We start from the raw sequence: 25,712 nt of genomic DNA, 5'->3' as shown, positions 1-25,712 counted from the left end.
TCCTCAATCATAACTATGAAATTATTGTATTTGAAAATCGTAACAGCCATTGTTCTAACCATGCCACTTTTGTCGTTTGCACAGGAAGACCTGGACAAGCTCATCGAGCTGGAAACCAATAATTCCGAGAAAATATTGGCAACCTTTAAATCAGGTAATTTGATCAATATAAAGACTACCGAAACCATTCATAAGAATGAAATGGACTTCCGTGTAGACCATCGCTTCGGAGATCTTGCCGGTCGAGCAGGGGGTGTAAAGAATTTCTTTGGGATGGATCATTCGACAGATATACGTATAGGTTTTGATTACGGTTTATTCGACAATGTGACAGTCGGCATAGCACGGGCAAAAGGTGCTACAGCTGCGACTCAACTTTATGAAATGAATGTAAAATATCGCTTTCTAGACCAAACACGGGATAATGTGAGACCAATTAGTATTGCTTTCTTCGCGAGTACAACGGCTGCAGCTGTAGGAGCTTCAAATGACCCAGTTTCTCCAATCAGTTATGGGGGATTCGGGGATCGGTTAACCTATATCAGCCAATTTATCATCGCCCGAAAGTTTAGCCCATCTTTTTCCTTTGCTATTCTACCAACCTATACGCACCGCAACTATACAGCTTTTGGAGATCAGAATAGCGTTTTTGCCATCGGAGCAGGAGGACGCTTGAAAATAAGTAAGCGTATGGCTGTCGTTGCTGATTATTTTCTGCCCTTCAGAAATCAAGAGAAAAAACAATACATAGAAGAGGTGAATCAACAGAAATTCTATAATGCCTTGGGTGTAGGTCTAGAGCTGGAAACTGGCGGACATATATTCCATCTAAATTTTACTAACGCTACCGCGGTGCAAGAGTCACAATTCATAACCGAGACAACAAGCACATGGACCAAAGGGCAATTTAGATGGGGTTTTAGTATCGCAAGACGATTCTCTTTCGCTAAAAATAAAGAAAAATAGCTTATTCCAAAACTTACTTTTAGTAAAATTTAGTGCCTTTTCTAAGCATTAACGTATTTAGAGAGGTAATCAGTCCTTTATGTATAGAGGACTGATTGCTATCTTACAACGCTCGGTACAGATAAACGTCATACTTATGGTGTCCTCTGCCCTTCTTCGTCTTTTTCTTCTGTTGTCCGGGGGCATATCGCTTTGCGGATTTATCCCCATAGACCTTCTTTGCTTTCCCCGGAGGTACATGTCCACGCGCATTTCGATGCGTGTAACAGGAGGAAAAGCTCAACAACATAGCGAACACTAGAATAAACCCTAAAATTTTTCTCATTTTCATACTCATCTTCTATGTCGCTATATAAACAAATACTAGACCACAATTTGTTTCGGCTTATCACACACTATTAAACCCTGCCCTAAATTGATGCTTAGGCCATCACCGAGGTAACGACGATTACTTTCAGTTTTAATATTTAAATCTGTCTGAAAAAAAAACCTGTGACTGAGCTGCATGTTGTAGCAGCCCAGTCACAGGGGCGAGGTAAAATAAGCCTTACTCAGCTGTTTCTTCGTCAGCTACCGCATCTTCCCAGTTATCCCATACGGGTACATTAGGGTCATAACCATCATAGCCATAGTTCTGGGCGAGTCGACCCTTTCTATTTGCGGTAATCGCTGCATTTGGAATAGGCCAATACATATTCTTTTTGTCCATCCTGTAGTGCGGATTGTTGTTGCCTGTAGCATTGATCTGGATCGGACCTTTATTGTACATGCTGTAGTTTACGATACGCTGGAACCAATAACTACCCCCCGCATTATCTGTACCAGTTTGTTTATCAAAGTTATCCAGATTGTAGGTATTACCCCATTCGTCGGGTCTGCCACTTCGGGCTAGACAAAGCGACACACGTTTTAATTCCACATTCCGCCATTCTTCCCAATACAGCTCACGGGCGCGCTCGTTCATGATGTCACCAATGGTCACTGTACCTGTGTAGAGTTCAGAGCATTGCGCACGTTGTCTTATGATATTGAGATCATCCTTAATGGTAGGATCGCTCGGATTAATATAAAATTTTGCTTCAGCTCGAAGTAAATAGGCTTCAGCTAGTCGGTACAGGTACCAGTCCGCATTACCGCCGTTGGTCGCTCCTTGATACCCGTTGGAATTTGGATTCGCTTCATTGATTGGGTCATCGAGGTAAAGTTTGTAGTGAGGCACATCAAACCAGCGGCGGATTGTATCGCTGCATAATAACGCTCCATTATCAGGATTAAAAAGCGTGAGCGGCTTACCAAATTCGGTTGATATCTTATTGTTGACTTTGTAATCTTCCATACGGACCCAGTTCCCAGCTTCCGAGCTATGGCGCAAATCCGTCTCGTCCATTACTCCATTGACGCGCCAGAGATCGGTCATCTGAAATCGTGTGGGACGAAATGTGGCGATGCCACGTCCGAATGCCCGCATATAATCGTACTGTGGATTATAGTCTGCGTTACTACGGATAATGTTGAGTAGCGCTTGCCGGCCATCTTTTGCTTGAACCCTGTTGTCAAAAACAAAAGGATAGAGAACACGCATGGTAAGCATCCGAACAAAGGATTCGGCATCTGAACCACGGTTTGGCATCCCCATAATTAATTCTCTGTTATCCGTGCGAAGTTTGTTTTCCGCACGGTGCATATCCCAAATTATATTACGTGTAATGGGCCAGGTTTGGGGTTCGCCACCGTCGTTGAATGTCCCAAATTGATCGCCTTGTAACAAGGAATAACCTGACTGATTGATCAGAATATCCAACTGTTCCTTGGCTTTTTCATATTCGCCCATCGCCAGATAGCACTTAGATAAGAGCATGCGACAAGCTCCCTTATTCACCATACCGATCAATCCGATTTCACTCTGGTTAGGCACCCACTCCACCGCGAATTCCATATTCTCCGTAATCATCTGCAGGATCGCTTCACGTTCTGTACTCCGGTAGTTTTGTTTGGAAACTTCCAACAGTTTGGTTACTAATGGCACATCTCCGTACTGAAAGACTAAAGCTAAATAGCGGAATGCGCGGTGGAAATAAGCCTGTCCTTTGAACCTATTTTTGGTCGCTTCATCAAGCTCTTCCACGTCGTCAACATAATGGAGGATCGTATTGGCATTCCTAATGCCCTTGTATGTTTCGTCCCAGAAGTACCAGAGGCTATTTGTTCGGCCAATGTTGTTAGCATTGCCATCATCACTGGTCGGTGAGAGCATCGTAGCGATATCAGCCATCATATTGAGCTGGTCTGTCGCGGCAGCTACCATCAATTCGGAAAACATGTACTCTGTACCTAATGAAAGAACTTCACCGTGGTCAGTCATCCAGTAGAGTTTAAGGTGGCGGTCGCATATAGCCATGGTCGCCTCTATGCCCGATCTTGTCTTGAATGTTGTTCCGGGTTCATAATACGAAAGGGGATCTGGGGTCAAAAAGTCCCGTGAACAGCCACCGCCAAGTAAAGTTCCGCCTATGAGTAATCCTAACGTTACGCTACGTAGTTGTTGTGTTATCTTTTTCATCTCTGTGATTTCTTATCGTCTATAAATTTAAATTTATCCCAAAAGTGAATGTCCGGGATGCCCAAGAGTCAGGAAAATCACCCACGTTTACCTCGGGGTCTCCATAAATCCATTCCTGCGCCCAAGTTGCAGCATTCCGGACTGCACCAAATACCTTAACACGGTTAAGATTGTATCGGGATGTCCATTGCTGCGGTAGTGTATATCCAATCGCAATATTGTCCAACCGTATAAAGGAAGCATTATACAGTTTTGGAGGTGTAGCGGCATCAGTGTTTCTTGGACCCGTGGCCTGTATACGTCCGAACTTATTGGTCGGATTCTCTGGAGTCCAGTATTCTTTAGCTTGTCGATTTGCAAGCCCGTGTTGCATGTTCCCGCCAGAATCATCGTTGTTTAGGTAATTGCCTGAAGTTCGTTTGTGTCCCATAAACGAGTAGATTTGGAAAGAAAAGGTCAGGTCTTTCCAAAACGTAAATTCATTACGAAATGACCAGTGGTACGGAGCGACCCCTTCACCTAAGAACTGTCGATCCCTATTGTTGTATACAGCTGTAATTGTTCCGTCGGAATTCACTCTATCATCTCCTGTATAGCTATTCTCTACTTTAGGATCACCGGGTCTTTGTCCATATCTTTCCGCTTCTTCAATTTCATCCACCTGCCAGATACCCGTTACCCGATAATTCCAGATGGTATTGATGGATTGACCGATAAACCATTGATTATTCTCATCATCAAGTTCTCTGCGGCCCGTCACGTTTCCATCGGCATCCAGTACATCTTCGTAGTCATAATACAAGTGCTTGATGCGGTTTCTATTATAGGAAAATCCAATACCGGTGGACCAACGGAAGTTTTCTTTTTCGATATTACGCGTGTTAAGTGCGAGCTCGATACCGCTATTGTTAACCTGTCCAAGATTGGTCGTGATGCTAGCAAATCCGGAGAATCCAGGTAACCGCTCATTCATAATCATATCATGGGTTTGTGCATGGTAATATTCCAGTGAACCTGAAATACGATCATTAAGGAACCCAAAGTCTAAACCAAAATTCCATGAGGCGGTTTTTTCCCACTCTAGGTTTGGATTAGCTAATCTCCCCATCATTAAGTAGCGGTACTGCAACATTTGACCGGAAGAAGAATTGATATATCCCTGCATTTTTCCCCCTCCACGATTCAAATCTGCCAGAGCAAGATAAGGGTGCTCTAATGATCGGTTACCATTTTCACCGTAGGAGACTCGAAGTTTTCCGTTGTTCATGATGTGACTCCACTTTTGGAAGAAACCTTCATTACTAAAGGCCCAGGCTGCTCCAAATGAAGGAAAAACACCGTAAGGATCATTCGTCGCAAATGCCGAATAGCCATCTCGACGGATGGTAGCGTTGAGCATATAGCGGTCGTCGTAATTGTAGAACAAACGTGCCATTAATGCGTCGGCAGTTTCGTTGATATCATTGCTGGAAAAATTAGAGTACTCTTTATCACCGAAGCCGATACCATGGAATCCTAAGGCATCGGAGGGCAGGATATTACGTGCTTCAATCCGTTCACTCCAATACCGCAATTGCTCGGCTTCTTGTACCAGAGTTACATTGAGTCGGTGCTTCTCTGCAAAGGTATGATCCCATGTAATCGTATTGTTCAAAGACCAATCAAAACGCTTCGCCGATTCCCGGTTGGCTCCTCGATTGATGGGATTGGATCCTGGTAGGTCGGCCGACATAAAATAGCGGTCGTGGAAAAATTGATAACGCGGTGAAGCATTAAAGGAGTACGTAATATTAAAAGGCAGCTTAACTTTGGCTTGTAATATGGTGTTAAATACCGTAAAACCTTTGTCTAATTCTAAAAATTGTCGCTGAAAATCGAAATTATACCCGCGTTGGCCAAATTGATCATCCAGAGGGAATTGTAGAAGATTACCGGCTTCATCGGCGTAGTCAGCAAAAGGGCTATTCTGCATTGTTTGTCCAAGATCAATGCCAATATTGCCGTCCGAACGATCTTGAAAGTTAACGTTTGCACCAATCTCCAACCAGTCGGTTACTTGCGTGTTCAACTTCATATTAGCGCGGACCGCGCGATAGTTATCACTTACAACAGCGCCTTGATTCTTCAAATAACCCATGGAGAAATAATAGTTTGACCGCTCACTTGCTCCGCTCACACTGGTATTATAATCTTGATCGAAGCCCGTGCGAAACGCATGCTTTTTCCAATCTATTACGTTACCATTGAGGAAGTTCTGTAGTGCTTTACCACTACCATTGCCACCTCCTAGGCCTAACCTTGTGGCCCAGATGCTTAGATCTGACTCTTCAGGATTATTAGTAGTATACCCCCGCCAAGCGTCCAATGAGACGTTGGACGGCAGCTCATCGGGGCGCGTATAGAATTCAGGCTGATTTGCTAACCCTGATTGATAGGCTCCATAGACGCCTGTTTCAGGGTTGAGGCCATAAGTAGACTGTAACAACCAATCTCGGCGGTGCCTCATATAGGCGTCAGGATCCCACCGCTCACGGAAATTACTTAGTCCAGTAGCTCCCATATTGGCCGTGAAATTGATCACAGGTTTACCAACCTTTCCACGCTTCGTAGTAATAATGATTACGCCATTTGCTGCTTTTGAACCGTATACAGCGGCAGCTGAAGCATCCTTTAAAACATCGATCTGCTCGATGTCATCTGGATTGATTTCCGATAGCTCTCCGTAAAAGAACATGCCGTCAAGGACAATCAGAGGGCTATTGTGATTGTTGGCTGTATAGACAGAACGCTGTCCACGGATCTGTAAAGACCCTCCTCCCTTCGCGGAGGGATTAAAACCCACATTAATGCCCGGTGTGCCGCGTAGGATGTCCTGAACGGTCCGTGGGTTTTCGTTTGCTATCCGATCCGGACGGATTTGAATAATCGAACCAGTCAGATCCTTTTTCCGCATGGTACCATAACCCACCACAACCACCTCTTCCATGGATTCGATACCGGCAGTCAATTTTATCTGAAGATCAATGTCATTCCCTACGGTTAGTGTCTGGGACTCATAACCGACAAAGGAAATCGTCAGTACCGCATTTGCCGGTACCTGTAAGGAGAACGTTCCGTCGACGGCCGTGCTCGTTCCAGCCGAACCGTTTTGAACCTGCACTCCAACTCCCTCCAAAGGCATTCCGGTCTGCGCATCGGTCACGGTACCTGTTATCGATCTGTTCTGTCCAAGTACCATGAACGGCACAAGGCAGGTCCATAATACTAAAACTAAACCGCGCGCGCTCATTTTCCACGGTCGTTGTAAGGATGTCTTTATCATCATAAATCTAATTTTGAAATCTTTTCTCTTTTTTAATTAATTGCCACATCATCCTCCGTATCGAGTTATTCGTCGGGGAGAAATAAATCTTTCAGTTTTTTTCCATAAGTCTATATATTACTGATTCGCATTACCCCTCTAATTTTTCTCGCCAATCTATCTTTATCCAACGAAGTCAAGGGCTGACCACCGAGAGAATTTCTCACGCTGTCTAAGCGTGTGTTGCATTGGCGAGAAAATTATTTTGCAGTGTTGTTTATAAATCTGTTACCTGTAAATCAAAAGTAAAGCAAGAAAACCATTGAGGGTTGTAGATTCTGTTCATCTTTTTGCTAAAATGAATCAAAATTGAAGCGAATGAGAAAACGAGAGCGTGCTATCTTTAAATGCAATCAGTGTAATTGCTGATCATGTTGTATAACGCTCCGTATGGATACGAAATATGAAGTATTTTTGACATCTGGGAGGAATTCTTTCTTTCGCAACCAAACTGTATCATTATCGTTAATATAGGTTAAAAACTTGACTATTTCCAGGTGGAACATTATCTTTGTTGCTCATAATTTAGGTTAATAATTGGTTAGTTAAAGGTTATCAATCTCCCCGGTTGATAACCTTTTTTTAAAACCAGTGAATCTTTATCCCATCTTTTTCCATCTTTCGAAAATAGGTCATCTGTCTTTTGGCATAACGATGAATTTCTGTTTCTAACTTAAGCGTAAAATCTGCATAACTCATTTTTTCTTGCAGGAAGGACGTTATATGCTTATACTCCAATCCATAATATTCTAACTCTTCTTGTGTAACGCCTCCGGCCAGTAAAGTTTTCACTTCGTCGACCATGCCGTTGTCCAAACGTGCAATTAAACGTTTCGAAATACGCATTCGCCTCGTTTCTACCGGCGGATTAAGTCCGATCACTGTTGCGGTGTAAAGAGGGATAGAAGTTATCTCTTCCCCAGGATTCTCAGCAAGCCAGGATAACACCTCCAATGCGCGGACTAAACGCTTATGCGAATGAAAGTCGATATCATACTCCTCTGGGATGTTTTTGGATTTGATCTGAGCTATGAGTTCATCTTTGGACCAGTCAGATCGTTTCGATCGAAGATCAGGGTTAACGGGAATATGCATGTAGGGTCTCCTGGTTAATAAGGCCTGCACGTAAAAACCTGTTCCACCACAGACAATAACCTTCTTTCCTTTTCGTCTAATTGCGTCGACCGCTTCTTTAACATCCTGTAGGAAAGAACTAACATTGTACTTTTCGCCCGGATCTAAAATATCAATGAGATGATAAGGGATGTCTTGGTATTCCTGCAGATCTTTACCCGTACCGATATCCATACCTCGGTACACCTGACGGGAGTCGGCACTGATGATTTCAGCATCAAATACTTGAGCTAGCGCTACGGCGAGTTTCGTTTTTCCACTGGCTGTGGGGCCCAATATAATTAATAAATCTTCAGACAGAAAAGAGGTTTCTGTCTGAAGATAATGGACTACAGAATGGATGTTTATCACACCACAAATTTAGTCCATTTTTCGTTACTATTGTTGCTTTCTACTACCGTATCAATGAAGGCCATCCCTCGTACACCATCCTGTACATTCGGAAAATCCAGCTCCTCTGGTTTAGGTTCAAGCCCATCTCTTTTTGCAGATACAGTGGATGCAAAATTTCGGTAGATATTAGCGAAAGATTCCAATAGTCCTTCCGGATGACCGGCCGGAATCCGTGTATTGTGTGTGGCAAAGGAACTTAAGGTATAAGGTGCAGCATATGCATTACCCGTGCGATAAATCTGTCGCGGCTGATCCAACATCTTTATAATTAAATTGTTTGGATCTTCATTGGCCCACTCGAGTCCGCCTTCTTCACCATATATACGTATGCGAACCGCATTCTCTTCCCCTGCTGATATCTGTGATGCCATCAAAACACCTTTAGCGCCGTTATCAAAACGGAGTAAGACAGAACCGTCGTCATCCATTTGACGCCCTTCTACAAACGTGGTTAAATCTGCACATAATTCAGTTATCCGCAAGCCGGACACATACTCCGCTAAATGAGCGGCATGGGTGCCAATGTCTCCCATTACCAAAGATTTTCCCGATCGTTTTGGATCTGCTCTCCAGGCCGCTCCGGAATTACCTTCGCGTTCCGATAAACGACTAAGCCACCCTTGTGGATATTCGACAACGATCTTCCGAATTTTTCCGAAATGTCCTCCGTTTACCATAGCCTTTGCCTGCTTTACCATGGGATATCCTGAATACGTATGCGTAAGGCATAAAGTACGTCCGGTCCGAATCGTAATATCTTGAAGTTGCTTTGCCTCTTCCAACGATACGGTCATTGGTTTTTCGACCACAACATCAAATCCATTCTCTAACGCCAATTTTGCAGGTTCAAAATGCAGAAAATTAGGTGTCACAATAGTTAGGAAGTCCATTCTTTCTCCTTCGGGTAAGAGCGCTTCCTGCTCAATCATTGTTTTATAGTCGGCGTAGATACGATTTTCTGCAACAAATAAATCTCTACCCGATTCAAGGGAAACCGTCGGATTTACACTAAATGAACCGCATACAAGTTCAATTTTTCCATCCATAAAAGCGGCAATTCTGTGTACCGCACCGATAAAGGCATCATTTCCTCCGCCTACCATTCCCATACGAAGTTTTCGTGTCATATGTGTGTGTTTTTTGTTTGTTTCTAAACAGGGTTTACTAACTAAGACTTTCGGCCCGTAACCGAAAAATAAACTTAGGCAAATTTGATCTTAAATGCAATAAATTGGCGGGCTATTGCTTAAAATAAAGAAATTAAAAGATCATCTTCAATTTCAGGCTTCCGTTATTTTCAACCCAATAATCGTTTTTTTGATCTTTAACCACTATATTCTTTCCGAATACACGGATACCTTCTCTTACAAGAATCAGCTGAGGTGGAGTTCTTTGTACGGGTATAAACCCGATTTTCTCCAAAGTGGAGTCTTGACACCAGTCTAGATCAGCATACGTCATAATGTCTCCGGGTTTAAAGTCTTTCCTAAAAGCCTTTATTAATTTAGACAATCCACCAATCACAATATCGGATCCTTTGTGACAAAAACGAAGCAATTCAAAAGATCGATAATCCAACGGTGTATCATTCATTTTTCTACCTCCGCTGAATACGGCTATTGATACCAGTTCCCCTTGACGATATAGACCATATCGATATTTTCCTGGTAAGGCCAATTGCAGATGATGCTCTTCCTGAAATTCCAGGGCTACCTTTTTATCAACCCGTGCAACCACCGTATCCCGCGCATAAATGCGATTCCCAAATCCAAAGATACTTTCTAACCGAGCTAATAATTTTTCGGACGAAGAGATTACTATATCGTAATCGATATGAATGGTTCTTCGAATGATCTCATTCGATAAACGTACGGATTGCGGATGATAGAAAACTACATGGAATTTTTCGGATAGCAAAGAAACTGTTTTCTCACGCACAAGTACCGTAAAATTCAATGGAATTCGTTGCCTTATTTTTTGAATAAATTCCAATACTATCTGCTTGTGATCGCTCATGGTCGTAAAATTACTAATTATTCGTTCAGAACCTTGTCACAAATAATTGGTAACTTTGCACTTTGCAAATAAAGAAAATGAAATTACCAATAGTAGCGTATGGCGATCCCGTGTTACGAAAAAAGACCGCCGAAATAGATGAAGATTACCCAAATTTAAAAGAGCTAATCGACAATATGTTTGAAACGATGTACTCAGCCCGTGGTGTGGGACTTGCTGCCCCACAGGTGGGTTTGCCGATTCGACTTTTTGTGATTGACGCATCTCCTTTTGCAGAAGATGATGAAGATGAAGCAGGCGATCCGTCGTTGAAAGATTTCAAAAAAGTATTGATAAACCCAATTATAGTAGAGGAGACCGGAGATAAATGGGGATTCAACGAAGGATGCCTAAGCATCCCAGATATTACCGAAGAAGTGCAACGCCCTGCCAATATTGTTATTAATTATCTTGATGAGGATTTCGAAGAACATGAAGTCGCTTTATCCGGACTTGCAGCACGTATTGTACAACATGAGTACGATCATATCGAGGGAAAATTATTTATCGATAAATTAGGTCCTGTAAAAAAGGCCATGTTGAAAAGCAAGTTAGATGCTATCTCGAAAGGTAATGTAACGGTATCTTACAAGATGAAATTCCCTTTTGTCAAAAAAGGACGATAACGCTAAAAAGGCCAATAAAATATTCATTGGCCTTTTTAGATGAATGTAATTTATAGTCCTAATATTTTCCTGTTAAAATTTGCATCGTTTTCAGCTCCAGCAAAATCATCAAAGGCTTTGTCTGTTACATGGATTATATTTTTGCGAATAAATTCTGATCCTTCGCGGGCTCCATCTTCTTGATTCTTGATACAACATTCCCATTCCATAACCGCCCATCCATCGTAATCGTATTGCGCTAACTTACTAAAAATAGTTTTGAAGTCAACCTGACCATCGCCCGGGGAACGGTATCTTCCTGCACGATCTGCCCAACTTTGGTATCCGCCAAATGTACCTTGTCGTCCCGTTGGATTAAATTCAGCATCTTTCACATGGAAAGCCTTAATCCGTTGGTGATAAAAATCGATGTATTGGATATAATCCAATTGCTGTAGTACGAAATGCGATGGATCATATAACAGGCAGGCTCTAGGATGTTGATTCACTTTCTCCAAAAACATTTCATACGTAATACCATCGAATAAATCTTCTCCCGGGTGTATTTCATAACAGACATCAACCCCACACTCTTCGAATGCATCTAAAATAGGTGTCCATCTTTTTGCTAATTCGGTAAAAGCCTCATCGACCAATCCCTCTGGGCGTTGGGGCCACGGATGAAAATATTGCCATAATAGGGATCCACTAAAGGTGGCATGTGCTTTCAAACCCAAATTCTGCGATGCTTGAGCGGCATATTTCAACTGTTGAATAGCCCATTCTGTTCTCGCTTTCGGGTTATTTTTCACTTCAGGCGCAGCAAAAGAATCAAATAATTCATTATATGCTGGATGAACAGCAACCAATTGCCCTTGCAAATGCGTAGACAACTCGGTAATGTCCAAACCATACGAAGCTATTTTACCCTTTAGCTCGTCGGCGTACGTCTTACTCTCTGCAGCAAGACGAAGATCTATAAATCGCTTATCTAATGTAGGCATTTGAATTCCCTTGAAGCCCAAATCAGCGGCCCATTTACAAATACCGTCCAATGAATTGAAAGGGGCTTCCTCTCCTATAAATTGTGCCAAAAAAACACCTGGTCCTTTGATTGTTTTCATTTAGTTTGTTTTTTGATTGCCTTATAAAGGTAAGAAATCTGATTTTAGTTTGAGCTAACATAAATCATTGTCTTTATATTTTAGGGGTTGGTACAATAGTTGGTATATAACTACAAATAATTATATACATATGAAAACTAAAATTACATTAATACTATTCATGGCGGTTTCCATAATCGGATTGTCTTCCTGTAGCAAGGAAACGATAGATAGCATCACTCGTGATACAGCTTTAAATATTATTACCGCCGGAGTATGGCAAAAAGCCACTAAGACAATATCTGGAAATTCAGATAACACATTAAATATAACGACAGAATTATTAGCAGAAAATCAAACACTGAATTTCGACAAAGATGGTAAAGCGTGGATAAAAACAACCGAATCTGATGTACAGACATCCAAGAATTATAACCTATCGTCTCCTAAAAAAATGACGTTTGATGGTATGGATTACGATATTAAAGAAAATATTGTACAGTCAATCGCCACGTTGACTTTAATAAATATCACGGCTAGCGTGCGAACCGAGATTGTATTTAAAAGAAAAAGGTAAGGTAGTAACAAACGTTAAATTAATGAGAAAAGAAGCGCAGCTAAGGTTGCGCTTTCTTGTTTTTTTCTGCTATCCAAAGCGCCATATATTTTGTAGCTTGATGATGCTGTTGACGGAGAATCTGACCCATAAAATTAGTATTTCTGTCTTCTATTAGACGGCTGCATTTATCCGTGCACAGCGATAAAAGCACTGTCCCATAAGTCGTGTTTGCATAACGCTCATTCAAAATTTGTACTCCTGTCCGTTGACTCGTATACCAAAGTTCTCTATGATTATAGAGCGCGACTCCCATTTCCACAAACTCGGGATATTCATCGCATATAAAACCATTCCATTTGCCATTTGTCGACATGGACTCAGCTCCTATGGATGAGCTGACACTTGGCGTCCCCGCCTGTATACTATCTATCAATTTGCCTTTTACTCCTGCCCCAAAAGGAATGGGTGCCAATAACACACGGTATCGTTCTAACACCTGTCGCGCATTACCAGCTCTGCCTTTTATGTAAAAGCCCTCCTGAGGTTTGTGTAATTGAAATACTTTTTCTGAAGCATAGGATCCGTAAACGTGTAATTCCGCAGAAGGTACTTTCTTTCTTAACACAGGCCAAATGATATTTTTTAAAATTTCTACGGTCCGCCAATTGGGCTCGTGGATGAAATTACCAATAAAGACGAAATGCTTTCGTTCCTCAAAATTCAGCCATCGGTCAATTCTATCCGCGGCAATTTCATCCTCCTGAAAGGGCAAATAGTATAAAAGATTTGGCGGTATATTAAATTCATTTTGTAAAACTTCCATTTCATTTTCTGAAATGATAAGCGAGATGTCGGAGCGTAAAATAGACGCTATTTCCCTTTTTGCCGTATCTGAATTTATATTTAGTGGTTGATTTTTCTTGTAGGCTTCTTGCCGGGCCAATCGCAAAAAATGCAGATCTTCCGTGTCTAATATACGTAATGCATTAGGGCAGTATTCTGCAACACGCCAACCGTACTGCTCTTCAATCATGAAGCGATCGAATAATACTGCATCAGGCTGAAGTTGACTGATAAACTTATCAAATGAGCTGTGATTTAACAGTATGCTATGCTCGTGAACTCCCAATGCAACTAAATCATGGGAGTAATCTGATTTGCCTGCGGAGGAGGCAAAATGTACTTCGTAGGAATAGGAAAACAACTTTATCAACTGTAACATCCTCCAACCTGCCGCAGAAGATGTCGGTTCTGGCCAAACCAGTCCTATAATTAGAATCTTTTTCATCCGCTTAATTTTGTTTAATCCCCAACAACATGGACAATCCCACAATAATTCCATCTTTCGAAAGTAGATATTTTATTTAGCAATGGAAAAAGTAATAATCCTGTTTCCTTTTCTTTAATTCGAATATTTTATCTAATTTTAATTTCGCTAAATTGTATTAGCATATATAGAAAACCTAAAATAAGACTGATATAACGTTTTATGATCAATTTACAAATTAAAGAAAATCCAGAAGAGTACGATGCCATAATTGTTGGGTCGGGTGCTGGAGGAGGAATGGCCGGTTATATATTGGCTCATGCTGGCCAAAAAGTTTTGATGCTGGAAGCTGGCCCCTATTTTGATCCGGCAAAAGATGCACTTCAATTAAGATGGCCTTGGGAATCGCCTCGTCGCGGAGCTTCTACTACTCGACCATTTGGTGATTTTGACGCGGCCTTCGGCGGTTGGCAACTCAATGGCGAACCCTATACTAAAGTCGCGGGCACAGACTTTGAATGGTTTAGAGCGCGCATGTTAGGCGGTCGTACAAACCATTGGGGAAGAATTTCTCTTCGAATGGGTCCTGAAGATTTTAAACCTAAGGATGGTGTTACGGATGCTTGGCCAATTACCTACGACGAGGTAAAGCCGTTCTATGACCGAGTTGATCGTCTGGTGGGAATATATGGTACGGTAGAGGGGATTCCAAACGAACCTGATGGCATTTTCCTGAAGCCGCCGAAGCCGAGATTAAACGAATTATACATTACAAAGGGTGCCAGAAAAGCAGGGGTAACGGTTATTCCGGGACGCGGATCCGTGTTAACAGAAGCTTTGCCGGGAAATAAAGATCGAGGTGTCTGTTTTTACTGTGGTCAATGCGGAAGATCGTGTAAAGTTTATGGTGACTTTTCATCATCATCTTGTTTGGTCTTTCCAGCCATGAAAACCGGAAACCTAACCTTAGTAGACAATGCGATGGTGCGGGAGGTTTTGACTAATGACGAAGGTCTTGCTGTGGGTGTTTCCTATGTAAACACTACGGATATGCAGGAATATACGGTTAAAGGAAAAGCTGTGATTTTGGGTGCCAGTGCTTGTGAAAGTGCTCGCATCATGCTGAATTCTAAATCTTCTGTGCACCCGGCCGGAGTAGGCAATAGTAGCGGTTTGGTCGGAAAGTACCTACATGATTCGACTGGAGCAAGTTTATCAGGTTTCCTTCCACAACTTATGGAACGAAAGCGGTATAACGAAGACGGAGTAGGCAGTGTACATATTTACTCGCCTTGGTGGTTGGATAATAAAAATCTTAGCTTTCCCAGAGGATACCATATTGAATATGGTGGCGGTCTGCACATGCCATCCTATGGCTTTTTAAATTGGGTTCCAGAGGTGAACAATCACGCAGCAGGAGCCACTGGGCAAGCAAAGGAAAAAGGGGGCTATGGATTGGGGTTGAAGCAGGATTACCGTAACTTCTATGGCGCAAATATTGGAATGGCCGGACGCGGAACAGCGTTAGCCCGTAAAGACAATTATTGCGAAATAGATCCAAATAGAGTCGATAAATTTGGTATCCCGGTGTTACGATTCCATTATAAATGGGCGAACGAAGAAATTGCGCAAGCAAAACATATGCAAGAAACTTTTCAGTCCATTATGCACGAAATGGGTGCCGTTATAACTTCACAAATTCCCGGAAAAGACAGCTTGTATGGTCTTGAAGCTCCCGGAAAAATTATTCACGAGGGAGGAACGACACGTATGGGTGACGATCCAAAAAAATCAGTACTTAATAAATGGGGGCAGGCACATGATTGCAAAAATCTTTTTGTAGTCGATGCGGGTCCATTCGTTCAGCAAGGAGATAAAAACCTGACCTGGACAATCCTTGCCTTATCCATGCGGACATCAGAGTATATATTAAATCAAAAGACTCAACTCAACAGCTAACGGCATCATGAATAGAAGAGACACTTTAAAAGCACTGGGGTTTTTAGCCGCAGGATCAGGAATTATTGCCAATTCCTGTAATAATAAAAAGATAGATACTGCCAAACTTAAACTTGCAGATAAATTACCGGGTGTTCAAGACTTTGAGCATGCCCGAAATATCCAAATTACGGAGCAAACATTCTTCAGCAAGCACGAATTTGCTACCATCACATTGCTGGTTGATTTTATTATACCAAAAGATGATATTTCGGGTTCTGCTTCCGAGGCAGGCGTCCCTGATTTTATTGAGTTTATGGTAAAAGATCTTCCAGAGGGCCAAATACCAATGCGAGGCGGTCTGAAATGGTTAGACGTACGATCTCAAAAGAAATATAATAACGTTTTCATTGAATGTAAACAGGAGGAGCAATTTGCATTATTGGATGAGATTGCCTATCCGAGTAAGGCAAATCCGGAGGTGCAGCAAGGGGTTGCTTTCTTCACACTATTGCGAAACCTAACAGCCTCGGGTTTTTTCACTAGTCAGATGGGTGTAAAAGACATTGGATATGTGGGTAATATACCGGGGGTATGGAATGGTGTGCCACAAGACGTTCTGAAGGAACATGGTTTTGATTTAGAGGGGGTGATTTAATTAGTTCTTCTATATTATTTTGCATATAAAATAACTTTATCTAAGTTTGGATTTAGAAATCGATTGACTATGCTTGGTTTAAAACTATTAACAGATCCTCGTTGGGCGAATATTGCGGAATCAAATTTAGAAGAAATATTAACCGATCACGCTTGGTGTGAGCAAAAGGCAGCATCGAATGCTATTTCGTTGATCACTCAGAATTCGGAATACGAAGATTTGGTACATGAGCTGACAGCAATAGCCATTGAAGAAATGGAACATTTTAAGATGGTAATCGACATCATCAAAGAAAAAGGCTATACCTTAGGCCGTGAACGTAAGGATGACTATGTTGGTCGACTGATGAAGTTTTCGAAGAAAGATGGATCGCGCAATCAAGCTTTCATTGATAGATTGTTATTTGCCGCCATGATCGAAGCACGAAGCTGTGAGCGTTTTCGGGTCCTGACTCAAAATTTAAAAGATGAAACCTTGGCCAAGTTCTATTATGATCTCATGGTCTCTGAAGCTAACCACTACACCACATTTTTAAATTTTGCGCGCAAATATACGATTGATGTGGATGTTGATAAGCGATGGAAAGAATGGCTAGACTTTGAAGGGCAACTTATTCAATCCTATGGAAATAAGGAACACATACACGGGTAATTACCCTACCACACCAAGATAAACCGAATCGGATAGCACGCCCTCAAACACATCCACAAAACCCGCATAAACATGTACAGGACTTTTGCTTTTCTTCAACAACGGAAAAGGTACTGTGCACTGGCCCAAATTTGCGTCGACTATAGCAATCTTTATATCTGCTTCAACACCAATTTCGTAAATGAATACATTGAATTTATAAGAAGAATCATTATACGCGGAGTTAATCCGCCAACGGAATTTTAAGCTATCACCATCTTGTTCAACCACACATTCCTGAGGGGACGATAATTTTCCCCGAAAAACCAATAGCTTCTCTGGGTTTACAAAAGGTTCCTGTCGATCATTTAATTCCATACATTCTTTTAACACATGCGATTGTGCCATTTGCACTGGGCCTACACGGCTCCCCTTGGGTGCTATGTCTTTATAGCCATACCGTACTGCGTGGTATATCATGCTCATAAATTCCCCGGCAACCTTCATCTTCTTTCGATTTAGTAATTCCGCTTCACTCGGTTTCCTCTTTTTTTTCTTTCTTGCACCCCGAATAATATTTTGTCCGTTCATTACGTATCCGAAAACGCTGCCTACTTTTCCGATAAAAGCTCCGTTTGGTCCATCTTTTTGTATTGCCATAATTCTTTATTGGGTTAGTTGTCTGTTAAAGTTAGGCATAATTTCGCTATTTGTCATCTATTTAATCTACTTTTAAATGATAATTATAGTGATATCATAGTGACAATACCCCTATTAAACCCCTGTTAACCCCCTATAATATCCCTCTTATATCCTTGTTAATATCGAAAATAAATCCTTCCTGTATCCTAGCAAAAGCAAAAAAGTTGAAATTCTAAAATTATTAATCTAGTTCAAGATTTATTAGAGATTCCGGTAGTACCTTTGTTTTCATAAAGGAGAAAAAATTATGTTAGAATTAGGAATAGGGATGTTTGGAGATCTGCAAATAGATCCCAAAACAGGAGTAATCCAATCTACTCAACAACGTCTTCAAGAAATTATTGAAGAAATCAAGTTAATGGATGAAGTTGGTTTAGATTTCTTTGGAATGGGGGAGCATCATAGACCGGACTATGCTGTTGCTTCGCCTGAAATTATTTTAGCAGCAGCCTCGACTGTTACCAAAAACATAAAACTAGGTAGTGCCGTTTCTGTGTTGAGTTCTACGGATCCTGTAAAACTCTATCAAGATTTTGCTACAGTAGATCTGCTTTCAAACGGTCGGGCTGAACTAATGGCCGGACGAGGTTCCTTTATTGAATCGTTCCCTTTATTCGGGTATGACCTTAAAGATTACAGTGAGCTTTTCGAAGAAAAATTAGATCTCCTTCTAAAAATAAATACCCAAAACCCGATTAATTGGACTGGTAAATTTCGTAAATCATTAATTAATCAGGAGGTATTACCCCGCGCTACCAACAATCATTTACCAATTTGGGTAGCCGTTGGAGGAACTACATCCTCTGTTATCCGAGCAGGTAAATTAGGTCTCCCCGTAATGTTTGCCATTATAGGTGGAAATTGGGAACAATTCAAACCACTATTTGAATTGTATGAACAGGCCTACACTGATAATGGCAATGATATGTCTAAATTTCAGGTTGGTGTCCACATGCACGCCTTTTTCGGTGACGACAGCCAGACAGTAGCTAACCAATATTATCCCGTTTATTCTGCTCAAATGGATAGAATAGGTGCTACTCGGGGTTGGCCCCCTTACCAGCGCTCACAATTTGACTTCGGACGATCTTCACATGGTCATTTAATTGTAGGGGATTCAAATGAAGCGATAGATAAAATTCTCCGCGTGAAAGAAACATTTAATTTAACCCGTTTTTCCGCACATATGGACGTAGGTAGTCCATCTCATAAAAATATGATGAAAGCGATTGAAATATACGGGAATAAGATTGCGCCGAAAGTACGTGAAGCAAGTAAAGTTTAGAAACAAATCTGCAGGTTTGCGAACCTACGAATCTGCAGATTTGTTCTGTTTGTTTACAGAACCACTATGAAAAGTCCCCGTAAGTTATTATTTTTGAATTAAATATGATTACGCAAACGACGTCTGGAATAAAAGTTTCTGTAGAATGCATCTATCAGCCTGAATATTCTAATCCTAATAATATGCATTTCATGTTTGCTTATCGGATCACGATCGAAAATGCGAGTGATCATACGGCTCAATTACTCAGCAGACATTGGGAGATTTTCGATTCTATTGGTGCACATAAAAAAGTTGATGGCGAAGGAGTTGTAGGTGAACAACCCACGTTAGCACCAGGAGATACTCATCAATATGTCTCGGGTTGTAATTTAAAAAGTGATATGGGCTATATGGAAGGCTTTTATACGATGGTTCGTGAAGTTGATTCTGCTATTATTCATGTTGATATTCCCCGATTCAATTTAATAGCTGATTTCAGATATAATTAACAGGTATTTGTAAAAACATAGTCTCTCCTACTATTTTCCACTCTTAAAAAGAATATTTCATTACTTTTGTTGTGGAGAAGTATGTCTGCGAGAAAATATTGCGTATTGGTATTGCGAACCAACGGATTAGTATATACTTAGCCAATCCCGATTCTAAAAATTTCTAATCACAAATGAAGGGAAAAACAGACCGAGATTTAATGGCAGAGGAAGTTGAAAGTATAAAATTTTTCCGCCCTTCTTTGTTCAACGGAAATAGAATCGACAAGAGGTTTTTAGAAAAAATCGCAGCTATTATTCATAGGCTAGCAGATATGTTATCAGTTAGTAGGTTTAAAAATCTACGCAACTTCGATTCCCTCCTAGTTATTTTGACGATAGTACATGTTGCTACTTTTTCGAGCAAACGAATTTATATTTATAAAACAGAAGAAATAAAAAAAATAGCGTGAGTATATTAGGTACAGAACAGGTAAGTCATTCTTTTAATGACAAATGGCTTTTTAAAGATTTGCATTTTGCGCTACAGCGAGGAGAACGGGTGGCTTTGGTAGGTATAAATGGCACAGGGAAATCTACTCTTTTAAAAATCCTCGCTGAAACACTTCCCCCGAATCAAGGAAAGGTAGTAAAAGAGAAAGGAATCCGCATAGGTTATCTTCCTCAGGAACCAAATTTTTCTAGATTGAATACAATCAATGATTTTATATATAGTGCCGACAACGAACAGCAACAATTAATAAAAGAATATGAACAATTAATTGATAGTGAGGATATTGACAACGATAAACTAGCTGATATTACGGATAGACTAACTTCTTTAAATGCATGGGAGTATGAACACAATATTAAGACTATTCTTAATAGACTACAAATTTCCAATTTTGATCAAAAAATAGATAATTTATCTGGTGGACAGAAAAAACGTCTTTCATTGGCTAAATTATTAATTGATGAGCCAGATGTATACATTTTAGATGAGCCAACCAATCATTTGGATATAGAAACCATCGAATGGCTTGAAAAACTATTAACAACAGGGAATAAAACAGTATTAACCGTTTCACACGACCGTTATTTTTTGGATAACATTTCTTCAGAAATCCGAGAGTTAGACAAAGGACAACTTTTCATCTATAAAGGTAATTACGCTTATTACCTAGAAAAGAAATCTGAACGGGAATACAATGATGTGGTTTCTGCAGAAAAAGCACGAAATCTGTTGCGAAAAGAACTAGAGTGGATGAGAAGACAACCTCAAGCCCGTGGAACGAAATCCAAAGCGCGGATAGAGGCATTCTATGATTTGGAAGATAAATCTAAAGGTCCTCGCCAAAACGACAAAGTAAGCCTAAGTGTTAAAGTTTCCCGTCAAGGATCAAAAATTCTCGAGATCGAAAATATAAACAAAATCTATAACGATAGAGACATTATATCCAATTTTAGCTATATTTTCAAGAAGGGCGATCGTATTGGATTAGCTGGTAAAAATGGATCTGGAAAGAGCACATTTTTAAATCTCGTCACAAATGAGATAATGCCAGATAATGGAAAGATCGAGATAGGAGAAACAACAAAGTTTGGATATTACAAACAAAGTGGCCTCCAATTTAACGAAGGTGAACGTGTTCTAGATGTTGTAAAAAACATTGCGGAATATATACAAATGGCAAATGGGGACACGCTTACCGCATCTCAGTTATTAACCTTATTTCTTTTCCCTCCTGAAAAGCAATTTGGCATGGTAAGTAAGCTAAGCGGAGGAGAAAAAAAACGACTTCATCTTATGAGAGTGCTCATGGCGAATCCTAATTTTCTTATTTTAGATGAGCCATCTAATGATCTCGATATAGATACCCTAAATGTATTAGAAGAGTTTCTAATTAATTTCCCTGGAGTACTCGTACTGGTATCACATGACAGATATTTAATCGATAAATTAACAGAACAGCTTTTTATATTCGATGGTGAAGGTGTTGTTACCATTTATAATGGCAACTATGCAGATTTCAAACTGGAGCAAGAACAAAAAATAAAAGAGGAAAAGGCTCTTATTAAGAACAAAGCTATTCCGGCTCTCCCACCTCCTATTGAAAATTTTCAAAAAAGAAAATTAAATTATAAAGAAATAAAAGAATACGAAAATTTAGAAACCGAAATATTAAAAACAGAAGATAGCATTGCTAATAAAACTAACTTATTATCTGAAATGACCGACCATATTAAGTTAGCTGAGATAGCAATAGAAATTGAAAATCTAAAATTATCGCTTGATAAAAAAACCGAGCGTTGGCTAGAATTAGCAGAGTACATGTAAAGTTTCACGTGAAACACCTGAATTTGTTTCACGTGAAACATCAAAATTAAAATATGTTTAAAAAATATAATGTTATTGTCGTAGGTGCTGGACATGCCGGATGTGAAGCAGCAGCAGCAGCAGCAAATTTGGGTTCATCCACTTTATTAATTACAATGAATATGGGTGTAATCGCTCAAATGAGCTGTAATCCAGCTATTGGTGGCGTTGCTAAAGGACAAATAGTACGTGAAATAGATGCAATGGGAGGTTATACAGGTATTATTGCTGATAAATCTACGATTCAATTTCGTATGCTTAATAAGTCTAAAGGTCCGGCGATGTGGAGCCCTCGAACCCAAAATGATAGAATGCGTTTTGCGGAAGAATGGAGATTACAATTAGAATCCATATCTAATTTGGATATGTGGCAGGATACAGTGAAAGAAGTTATAGTAGAAAATGGACAGGCCAAGGGCGTTATCACCTCGCTAGGTATCCGTATTGAATCCGACGCTGTGGTACTAACCAACGGGACTTTCTTAAATGGTCTTATCCATATCGGAGAAAAGAAATTTGGTGGAGGTAGAACGGGTGAAAAATCTGCGACAGGCCTTACCGAACAATTGGTATCCCTTGGCTTCGAATCCGGCCGCATGAAAACAGGTACCCCACCTAGAATAGATGGTAGAAGTTTAAACTACTCCGTTATGGAAGAACAATGGGGGGATGAAAAAAAAGGTAAATTTTCCTATGCAAACGTAGAGATACCCTCCGAACAACGTTGCTGCTGGATTACGTATACCAACGAAAAAGTGCACGAAGTACTTAAGACCGGTTTTGAAAAATCTCCAATGTTCACCGGAAGAATTAAAGGTCTTGGTCCTCGCTACTGCCCTTCCATAGAAGATAAAATTAACAGATTTGCAGAAAGAGAACGACATCAAATATTCGTAGAACCAGAAGGTTTTAAAACTGTAGAAATTTACGTCAATGGATTTTCTACCTCTCTCCCCGAAGATATACAGTTAAAAGCACTGCAGTTGATTCCCGGATTTGAACGAGCTAAGATGTATAGACCAGGCTACGCCATAGAGTATGACTATTTCCCTCCTATGCAACTCGATCTTACACTGGAAACCCAACGCATAAAAAAATTATTCTTCGCTGGTCAAATTAATGGAACCACCGGCTATGAAGAAGCCGCAGCACAAGGTTTTGTCGCTGGCGTAAATGCACATCAACGTGTGAATGATTTACACGAACTGATCTTAAAAAGATCTGAATCCTATATCGGCGTATTAATCGATGATCTAGTAACAAAGGGTACAGAGGAGCCTTACCGTATGTTCACTTCAAGAGCGGAACATAGATTATTGCTTAGACAAGATAATGCAGATATTAGACTAACACCTCTAGCACATCAACTTGGCTTAGTATCTGATGAAAGGCAACAAATGGTTAAAGATAAAATCGAAAATTCTGACGCCATCGTGAAGTACATGAAACAAAAAAATGTAACACCTGATCGAATAAACCCTATACTTGAAAAACTAGGATCAACCAAGCTAAGCCAAACATCGCGTCTATTTAATATACTAACGAGACCCCAAGTGGGCATATTGGATATAGCCCAGGCTGATACAGAATTTCAACTCTTTCTCAATTCATTCGATGAAGTAACGATTGAACAAGCTGAAATTAAAATAAAATATGAAAGTTATTTTGAAAAAGAAATGGAAATTGTTAATAAAATGAAAAAAATGGAGGATAAAGAAATAAATCCCGACTTTGATTATTCATCTTTAACTTCCCTGTCTATTGAAGCCCGTGAAAAATTATTTAAAGTAAAGCCCCGCACACTTGGTCAAGCCTCTAGAATATCGGGGGTTTCTCCCTCGGATATAAGTGTTTTAATGATTCATATGAATTAAAACACTTTAAATCAGGTGTTTATATTAAAAAATAACAGTAATTGAAATTGAACGATATAAGACAATATTTTAAAAAAAATGAAGCCGATATCCATATTGTATAAAAATAGCTCAGAAAGCGCAAAAACGACTAAATATCAAACATTAGTCATTTTTGGCTTTTTTATTCTTATATCACTTACCTTTTTCCGCTGTGCTAATATGCAAAGGCCCACAGGCGGGCCTAAAGATTCGTTACCTCCAAAATTATTAAATGAATCACCTTCAAATCTGACTACCAATTTCAATGCGGCAGAAATTGTACTCACTTTCGATGAATTCATTAAATTAAACAATCAGTTTAAAGAATTCAGTATATCCCCCGATGTTGATAAACAACCGGAATACAAAGTGCGTAAAAAAAATCTCATTATCAAGCTACCTGACAGCATTGAGAACAATACAACCTACACGATAAACTTCGGAAAAGGATTAGTAGATTATAACGAAGGTAATCCAATTATAAACTACACTTATGTATTTGCTACCGGACCAGAACTTGACTCCCTAACAATAAGTGGGTCAGTAAAAAATGCCTATACAAAAACATTCGATGAAAAAGTAGACAAAGATGTTCGTGTGCTATTAATTCCCACTCGCCAAGACTCAATATTCGGTAAGAAAAAAGCTTCCATATATACCAGCGTAGATACCAGCGGAAATTTTCTATTTAGGAATCTAAGGGAAGACACCTACCGAATTTATGCTCTTCAGGAGCAAAATAATGATAGAATATATAATAGTCCTGATGAAGCGATCGGATTCTTAAAAGACAGTATTGTATTGTCAACCAATATATCGGGTATACATTTAGAATATTCTAAAGGAAAGCCGCAAACCCACCGTACATTAGAAAAGAAAATAGAAAAAGACGGCAGAATATTACTTACTTTTAATCAACAACTAGACTCCCCGAGTATCATAATTATCGATCCCAGCGCATATGACGATGAAAAAATCGTTAATTACTCTACTAATAAAGACTCCGCATTTATATACCTAGAAAAATTAGATTTCGATTCGGTTAAATTTCAGTTATCTAATAGCGGAAATATCATCGATACTATTTTACTTCGCAGGGGAAAAAACGATAAATATGAGCGTTTCATCACACCTTTGTTAAATATCTCCAATAAAGTTGATAAAATAAATCATATTACCTTAACAAGCAAATACCCTATTGCTTCCATCGATAAAAACAAACTGAAATTGTTGGAAGATTCTGTATCAAGAAGAAATTTCCAACTACAACAAGATAGCCTAAATAATAACCTCTACCATATCAGATTCAACTGGAGAGCAAATAAAAATTATGAATTGGTACTAGAAGAAAAGGCTATCCTCAGTCCCTTTGATGATTTTAATAAAGAGCTCATAACTAAATTTACGCTTGATGAATCCGATAATTACGGAGATATTATTTTCCAGATAACAGGTCTAGATACATCATCAAATTATATCGTCGAATTAATCGATGAAGCTAAAACAAAAGTATTTAATAAACGAATTATAAAAAATCAATCCACATTAACATATAATAAATTTCCTGGCGGAAAATATTCCATAAGAATAATACATGACATCAATAACAATAATAAATGGGATGGCGCTAATGTATACGTATTAGAACAAGCAGAACCGATTTGGTACTTGAACAAGACTTTTAGCATTCGTGCAAACTGGGAACAAAACGAGACAATCGAAGTCAAATTTGATTAGACTTGTGGACTCTCCCG

General features: G+C 39.9%; 21 protein-coding genes. 12 read left to right on the top strand and 9 right to left on the bottom strand.

The features are described from left to right. The first annotated feature begins 15 nt into the window (after positions 1 to 15). Entirely contained in the window at positions 16 to 966 is a 951-nt protein-coding gene (locus FAZ19_RS00715) for a DUF5777 family beta-barrel protein (protein ID WP_136818687.1), read from the top strand. Between the two features lie 103 nt (positions 967 to 1,069). On the opposite strand, the gene FAZ19_RS00710 is transcribed toward FAZ19_RS00715, so the two are convergent. The 6 genes from FAZ19_RS00710 to FAZ19_RS00685 all read right to left on the bottom strand — a co-directional run bounded on the left by FAZ19_RS00710 (position 1,070) and on the right by FAZ19_RS00685 (position 10,430). Beyond that, positions 1,070 to 1,297: a hypothetical protein gene (locus FAZ19_RS00710; protein WP_136818686.1), complete on the bottom strand. Its 228-nt coding sequence runs from the start codon at positions 1,295 to 1,297 to the stop codon at positions 1,070 to 1,072. Between the two features lie 216 nt (positions 1,298 to 1,513). Next, positions 1,514 to 3,526: a RagB/SusD family nutrient uptake outer membrane protein gene (locus tag FAZ19_RS00705; RefSeq protein WP_136818685.1), complete on the bottom strand. Its 2,013-nt coding sequence runs from the start codon at positions 3,524 to 3,526 to the stop codon at positions 1,514 to 1,516. A 19-nt stretch (positions 3,527 to 3,545) separates the two neighbouring features. After that, positions 3,546 to 6,851: a SusC/RagA family TonB-linked outer membrane protein gene (locus tag FAZ19_RS00700; protein ID WP_211245405.1), complete on the bottom strand. Its 3,306-nt coding sequence runs from the start codon at positions 6,849 to 6,851 to the stop codon at positions 3,546 to 3,548. 618 nt (positions 6,852 to 7,469) lie between these two features. Then, on the bottom strand, positions 7,470 to 8,372 hold the full coding sequence (gene miaA / locus FAZ19_RS00695) for a tRNA (adenosine(37)-N6)-dimethylallyltransferase MiaA (protein ID WP_136818684.1): 903 nt from the start codon (positions 8,370 to 8,372) through the stop codon (positions 7,470 to 7,472). Beyond that, entirely contained in the window at positions 8,369 to 9,541 is a 1,173-nt protein-coding gene (locus FAZ19_RS00690) for a Gfo/Idh/MocA family protein (RefSeq protein WP_136818683.1), read from the bottom strand. The genes miaA and FAZ19_RS00690 overlap by 4 nt, the downstream gene beginning before the upstream one ends. 133 nt (positions 9,542 to 9,674) lie before the next feature. Beyond that, complete coding sequence (locus FAZ19_RS00685; protein ID WP_136818682.1) at positions 9,675 to 10,430, bottom strand: hypothetical protein; 756 nt, start codon at positions 10,428 to 10,430, stop codon at positions 9,675 to 9,677. Between the two features lie 77 nt (positions 10,431 to 10,507). Here FAZ19_RS00685 and def point away from each other — a divergent pair, with 77 nt between their 5' ends. After that, a complete protein-coding gene (def, locus tag FAZ19_RS00680; RefSeq protein ID WP_136818681.1) occupies positions 10,508 to 11,095 on the top strand; it encodes a peptide deformylase in 588 nt (195 codons plus the stop codon). 50 nt (positions 11,096 to 11,145) lie between these two features. Here def and FAZ19_RS00675 read toward each other — a convergent pair whose 3' ends face one another. After that, positions 11,146 to 12,198, bottom strand: coding sequence for a sugar phosphate isomerase/epimerase family protein (locus FAZ19_RS00675; RefSeq protein WP_136818680.1), 1,053 nt, complete (start codon positions 12,196 to 12,198; stop codon positions 11,146 to 11,148). Positions 12,199 to 12,328: 130 nt separating this feature from the next. On the opposite strand from FAZ19_RS00675, the gene FAZ19_RS00670 reads away from it, so the two are divergent. Next, entirely contained in the window at positions 12,329 to 12,754 is a 426-nt protein-coding gene (locus FAZ19_RS00670; RefSeq protein ID WP_136818679.1) for a hypothetical protein, read from the top strand. Between the two features lie 40 nt (positions 12,755 to 12,794). On the opposite strand, the gene FAZ19_RS00665 is transcribed toward FAZ19_RS00670, so the two are convergent. After that, positions 12,795 to 14,024, bottom strand: coding sequence for a glycosyltransferase (locus FAZ19_RS00665; RefSeq protein ID WP_136818678.1), 1,230 nt, complete (start codon positions 14,022 to 14,024; stop codon positions 12,795 to 12,797). Positions 14,025 to 14,225: 201 nt separating this feature from the next. Here FAZ19_RS00665 and FAZ19_RS00660 point away from each other — a divergent pair, with 201 nt between their 5' ends. The 3 genes from FAZ19_RS00660 to miaE all read left to right on the top strand — a co-directional run bounded on the left by FAZ19_RS00660 (position 14,226) and on the right by miaE (position 17,250). Continuing rightward, positions 14,226 to 15,962: a GMC oxidoreductase gene (locus FAZ19_RS00660; protein WP_136818677.1), complete on the top strand. Its 1,737-nt coding sequence runs from the start codon at positions 14,226 to 14,228 to the stop codon at positions 15,960 to 15,962. 7 nt (positions 15,963 to 15,969) lie between these two features. Further along, positions 15,970 to 16,599, top strand: coding sequence for a gluconate 2-dehydrogenase subunit 3 family protein (locus FAZ19_RS00655; RefSeq protein ID WP_136818676.1), 630 nt, complete (start codon positions 15,970 to 15,972; stop codon positions 16,597 to 16,599). 69 nt (positions 16,600 to 16,668) lie between these two features. Next, entirely contained in the window at positions 16,669 to 17,250 is a 582-nt protein-coding gene (gene miaE / locus FAZ19_RS00650) for a tRNA-(ms[2]io[6]A)-hydroxylase (protein ID WP_136818675.1), read from the top strand. Here the strand turns inward: miaE and FAZ19_RS00645 are convergent, their stop codons facing one another. Continuing rightward, on the bottom strand, positions 17,251 to 17,889 hold the full coding sequence (locus FAZ19_RS00645; RefSeq protein ID WP_136818674.1) for a DUF6266 family protein: 639 nt from the start codon (positions 17,887 to 17,889) through the stop codon (positions 17,251 to 17,253). It abuts the gene before it with no gap. 289 nt (positions 17,890 to 18,178) lie between these two features. Between FAZ19_RS00645 and FAZ19_RS00640 the strand changes: the two genes are divergently transcribed. From FAZ19_RS00640 to FAZ19_RS00615, 6 genes are all read left to right on the top strand, one after another. After that, the gene (locus tag FAZ19_RS00640; RefSeq protein ID WP_136818673.1) at positions 18,179 to 19,216 is read left to right on the top strand and encodes an LLM class flavin-dependent oxidoreductase; all 1,038 of its coding nucleotides are present in this window, start codon (positions 18,179 to 18,181) and stop codon (positions 19,214 to 19,216) included. Positions 19,217 to 19,320: 104 nt separating this feature from the next. Further along, entirely contained in the window at positions 19,321 to 19,707 is a 387-nt protein-coding gene (gene apaG / locus FAZ19_RS00635) for a Co2+/Mg2+ efflux protein ApaG (RefSeq protein ID WP_136818672.1), read from the top strand. Between the two features lie 173 nt (positions 19,708 to 19,880). Beyond that, the gene (locus FAZ19_RS00630; RefSeq protein ID WP_136818671.1) at positions 19,881 to 20,159 is read left to right on the top strand and encodes a Rossmann-fold NAD(P)-binding domain-containing protein; all 279 of its coding nucleotides are present in this window, start codon (positions 19,881 to 19,883) and stop codon (positions 20,157 to 20,159) included. Then, positions 20,156 to 22,024 (top strand): ribosomal protection-like ABC-F family protein, encoded by a 1,869-nt coding sequence (gene abc-f, locus FAZ19_RS00625; protein WP_136818670.1) that lies wholly within the window; start codon positions 20,156 to 20,158, stop codon positions 22,022 to 22,024. Before FAZ19_RS00630 ends, abc-f begins: the two co-directional genes overlap by 4 nt. 53 nt (positions 22,025 to 22,077) lie before the next feature. Next, positions 22,078 to 23,937 carry a tRNA uridine-5-carboxymethylaminomethyl(34) synthesis enzyme MnmG gene (gene mnmG, locus FAZ19_RS00620; protein ID WP_136818669.1) on the top strand — a complete coding sequence of 620 codons (1,860 nt, stop codon included), beginning with the start codon at positions 22,078 to 22,080 and terminating at the stop codon, positions 23,935 to 23,937. A 201-nt stretch (positions 23,938 to 24,138) separates the two neighbouring features. Continuing rightward, complete coding sequence (locus FAZ19_RS00615; RefSeq protein ID WP_229707337.1) at positions 24,139 to 25,695, top strand: Ig-like domain-containing protein; 1,557 nt, start codon at positions 24,139 to 24,141, stop codon at positions 25,693 to 25,695. Positions 25,696 to 25,712 lie beyond the last annotated feature (17 nt).

The sequence above is a fragment of the Sphingobacterium alkalisoli genome (assembly GCF_005049105.1).
Taxonomy (GTDB): Bacteria; Bacteroidota; Bacteroidia; order Sphingobacteriales; family Sphingobacteriaceae; genus Sphingobacterium; species Sphingobacterium alkalisoli.
This window is presented reverse-complemented; position numbering and strand designations above follow the sequence as displayed.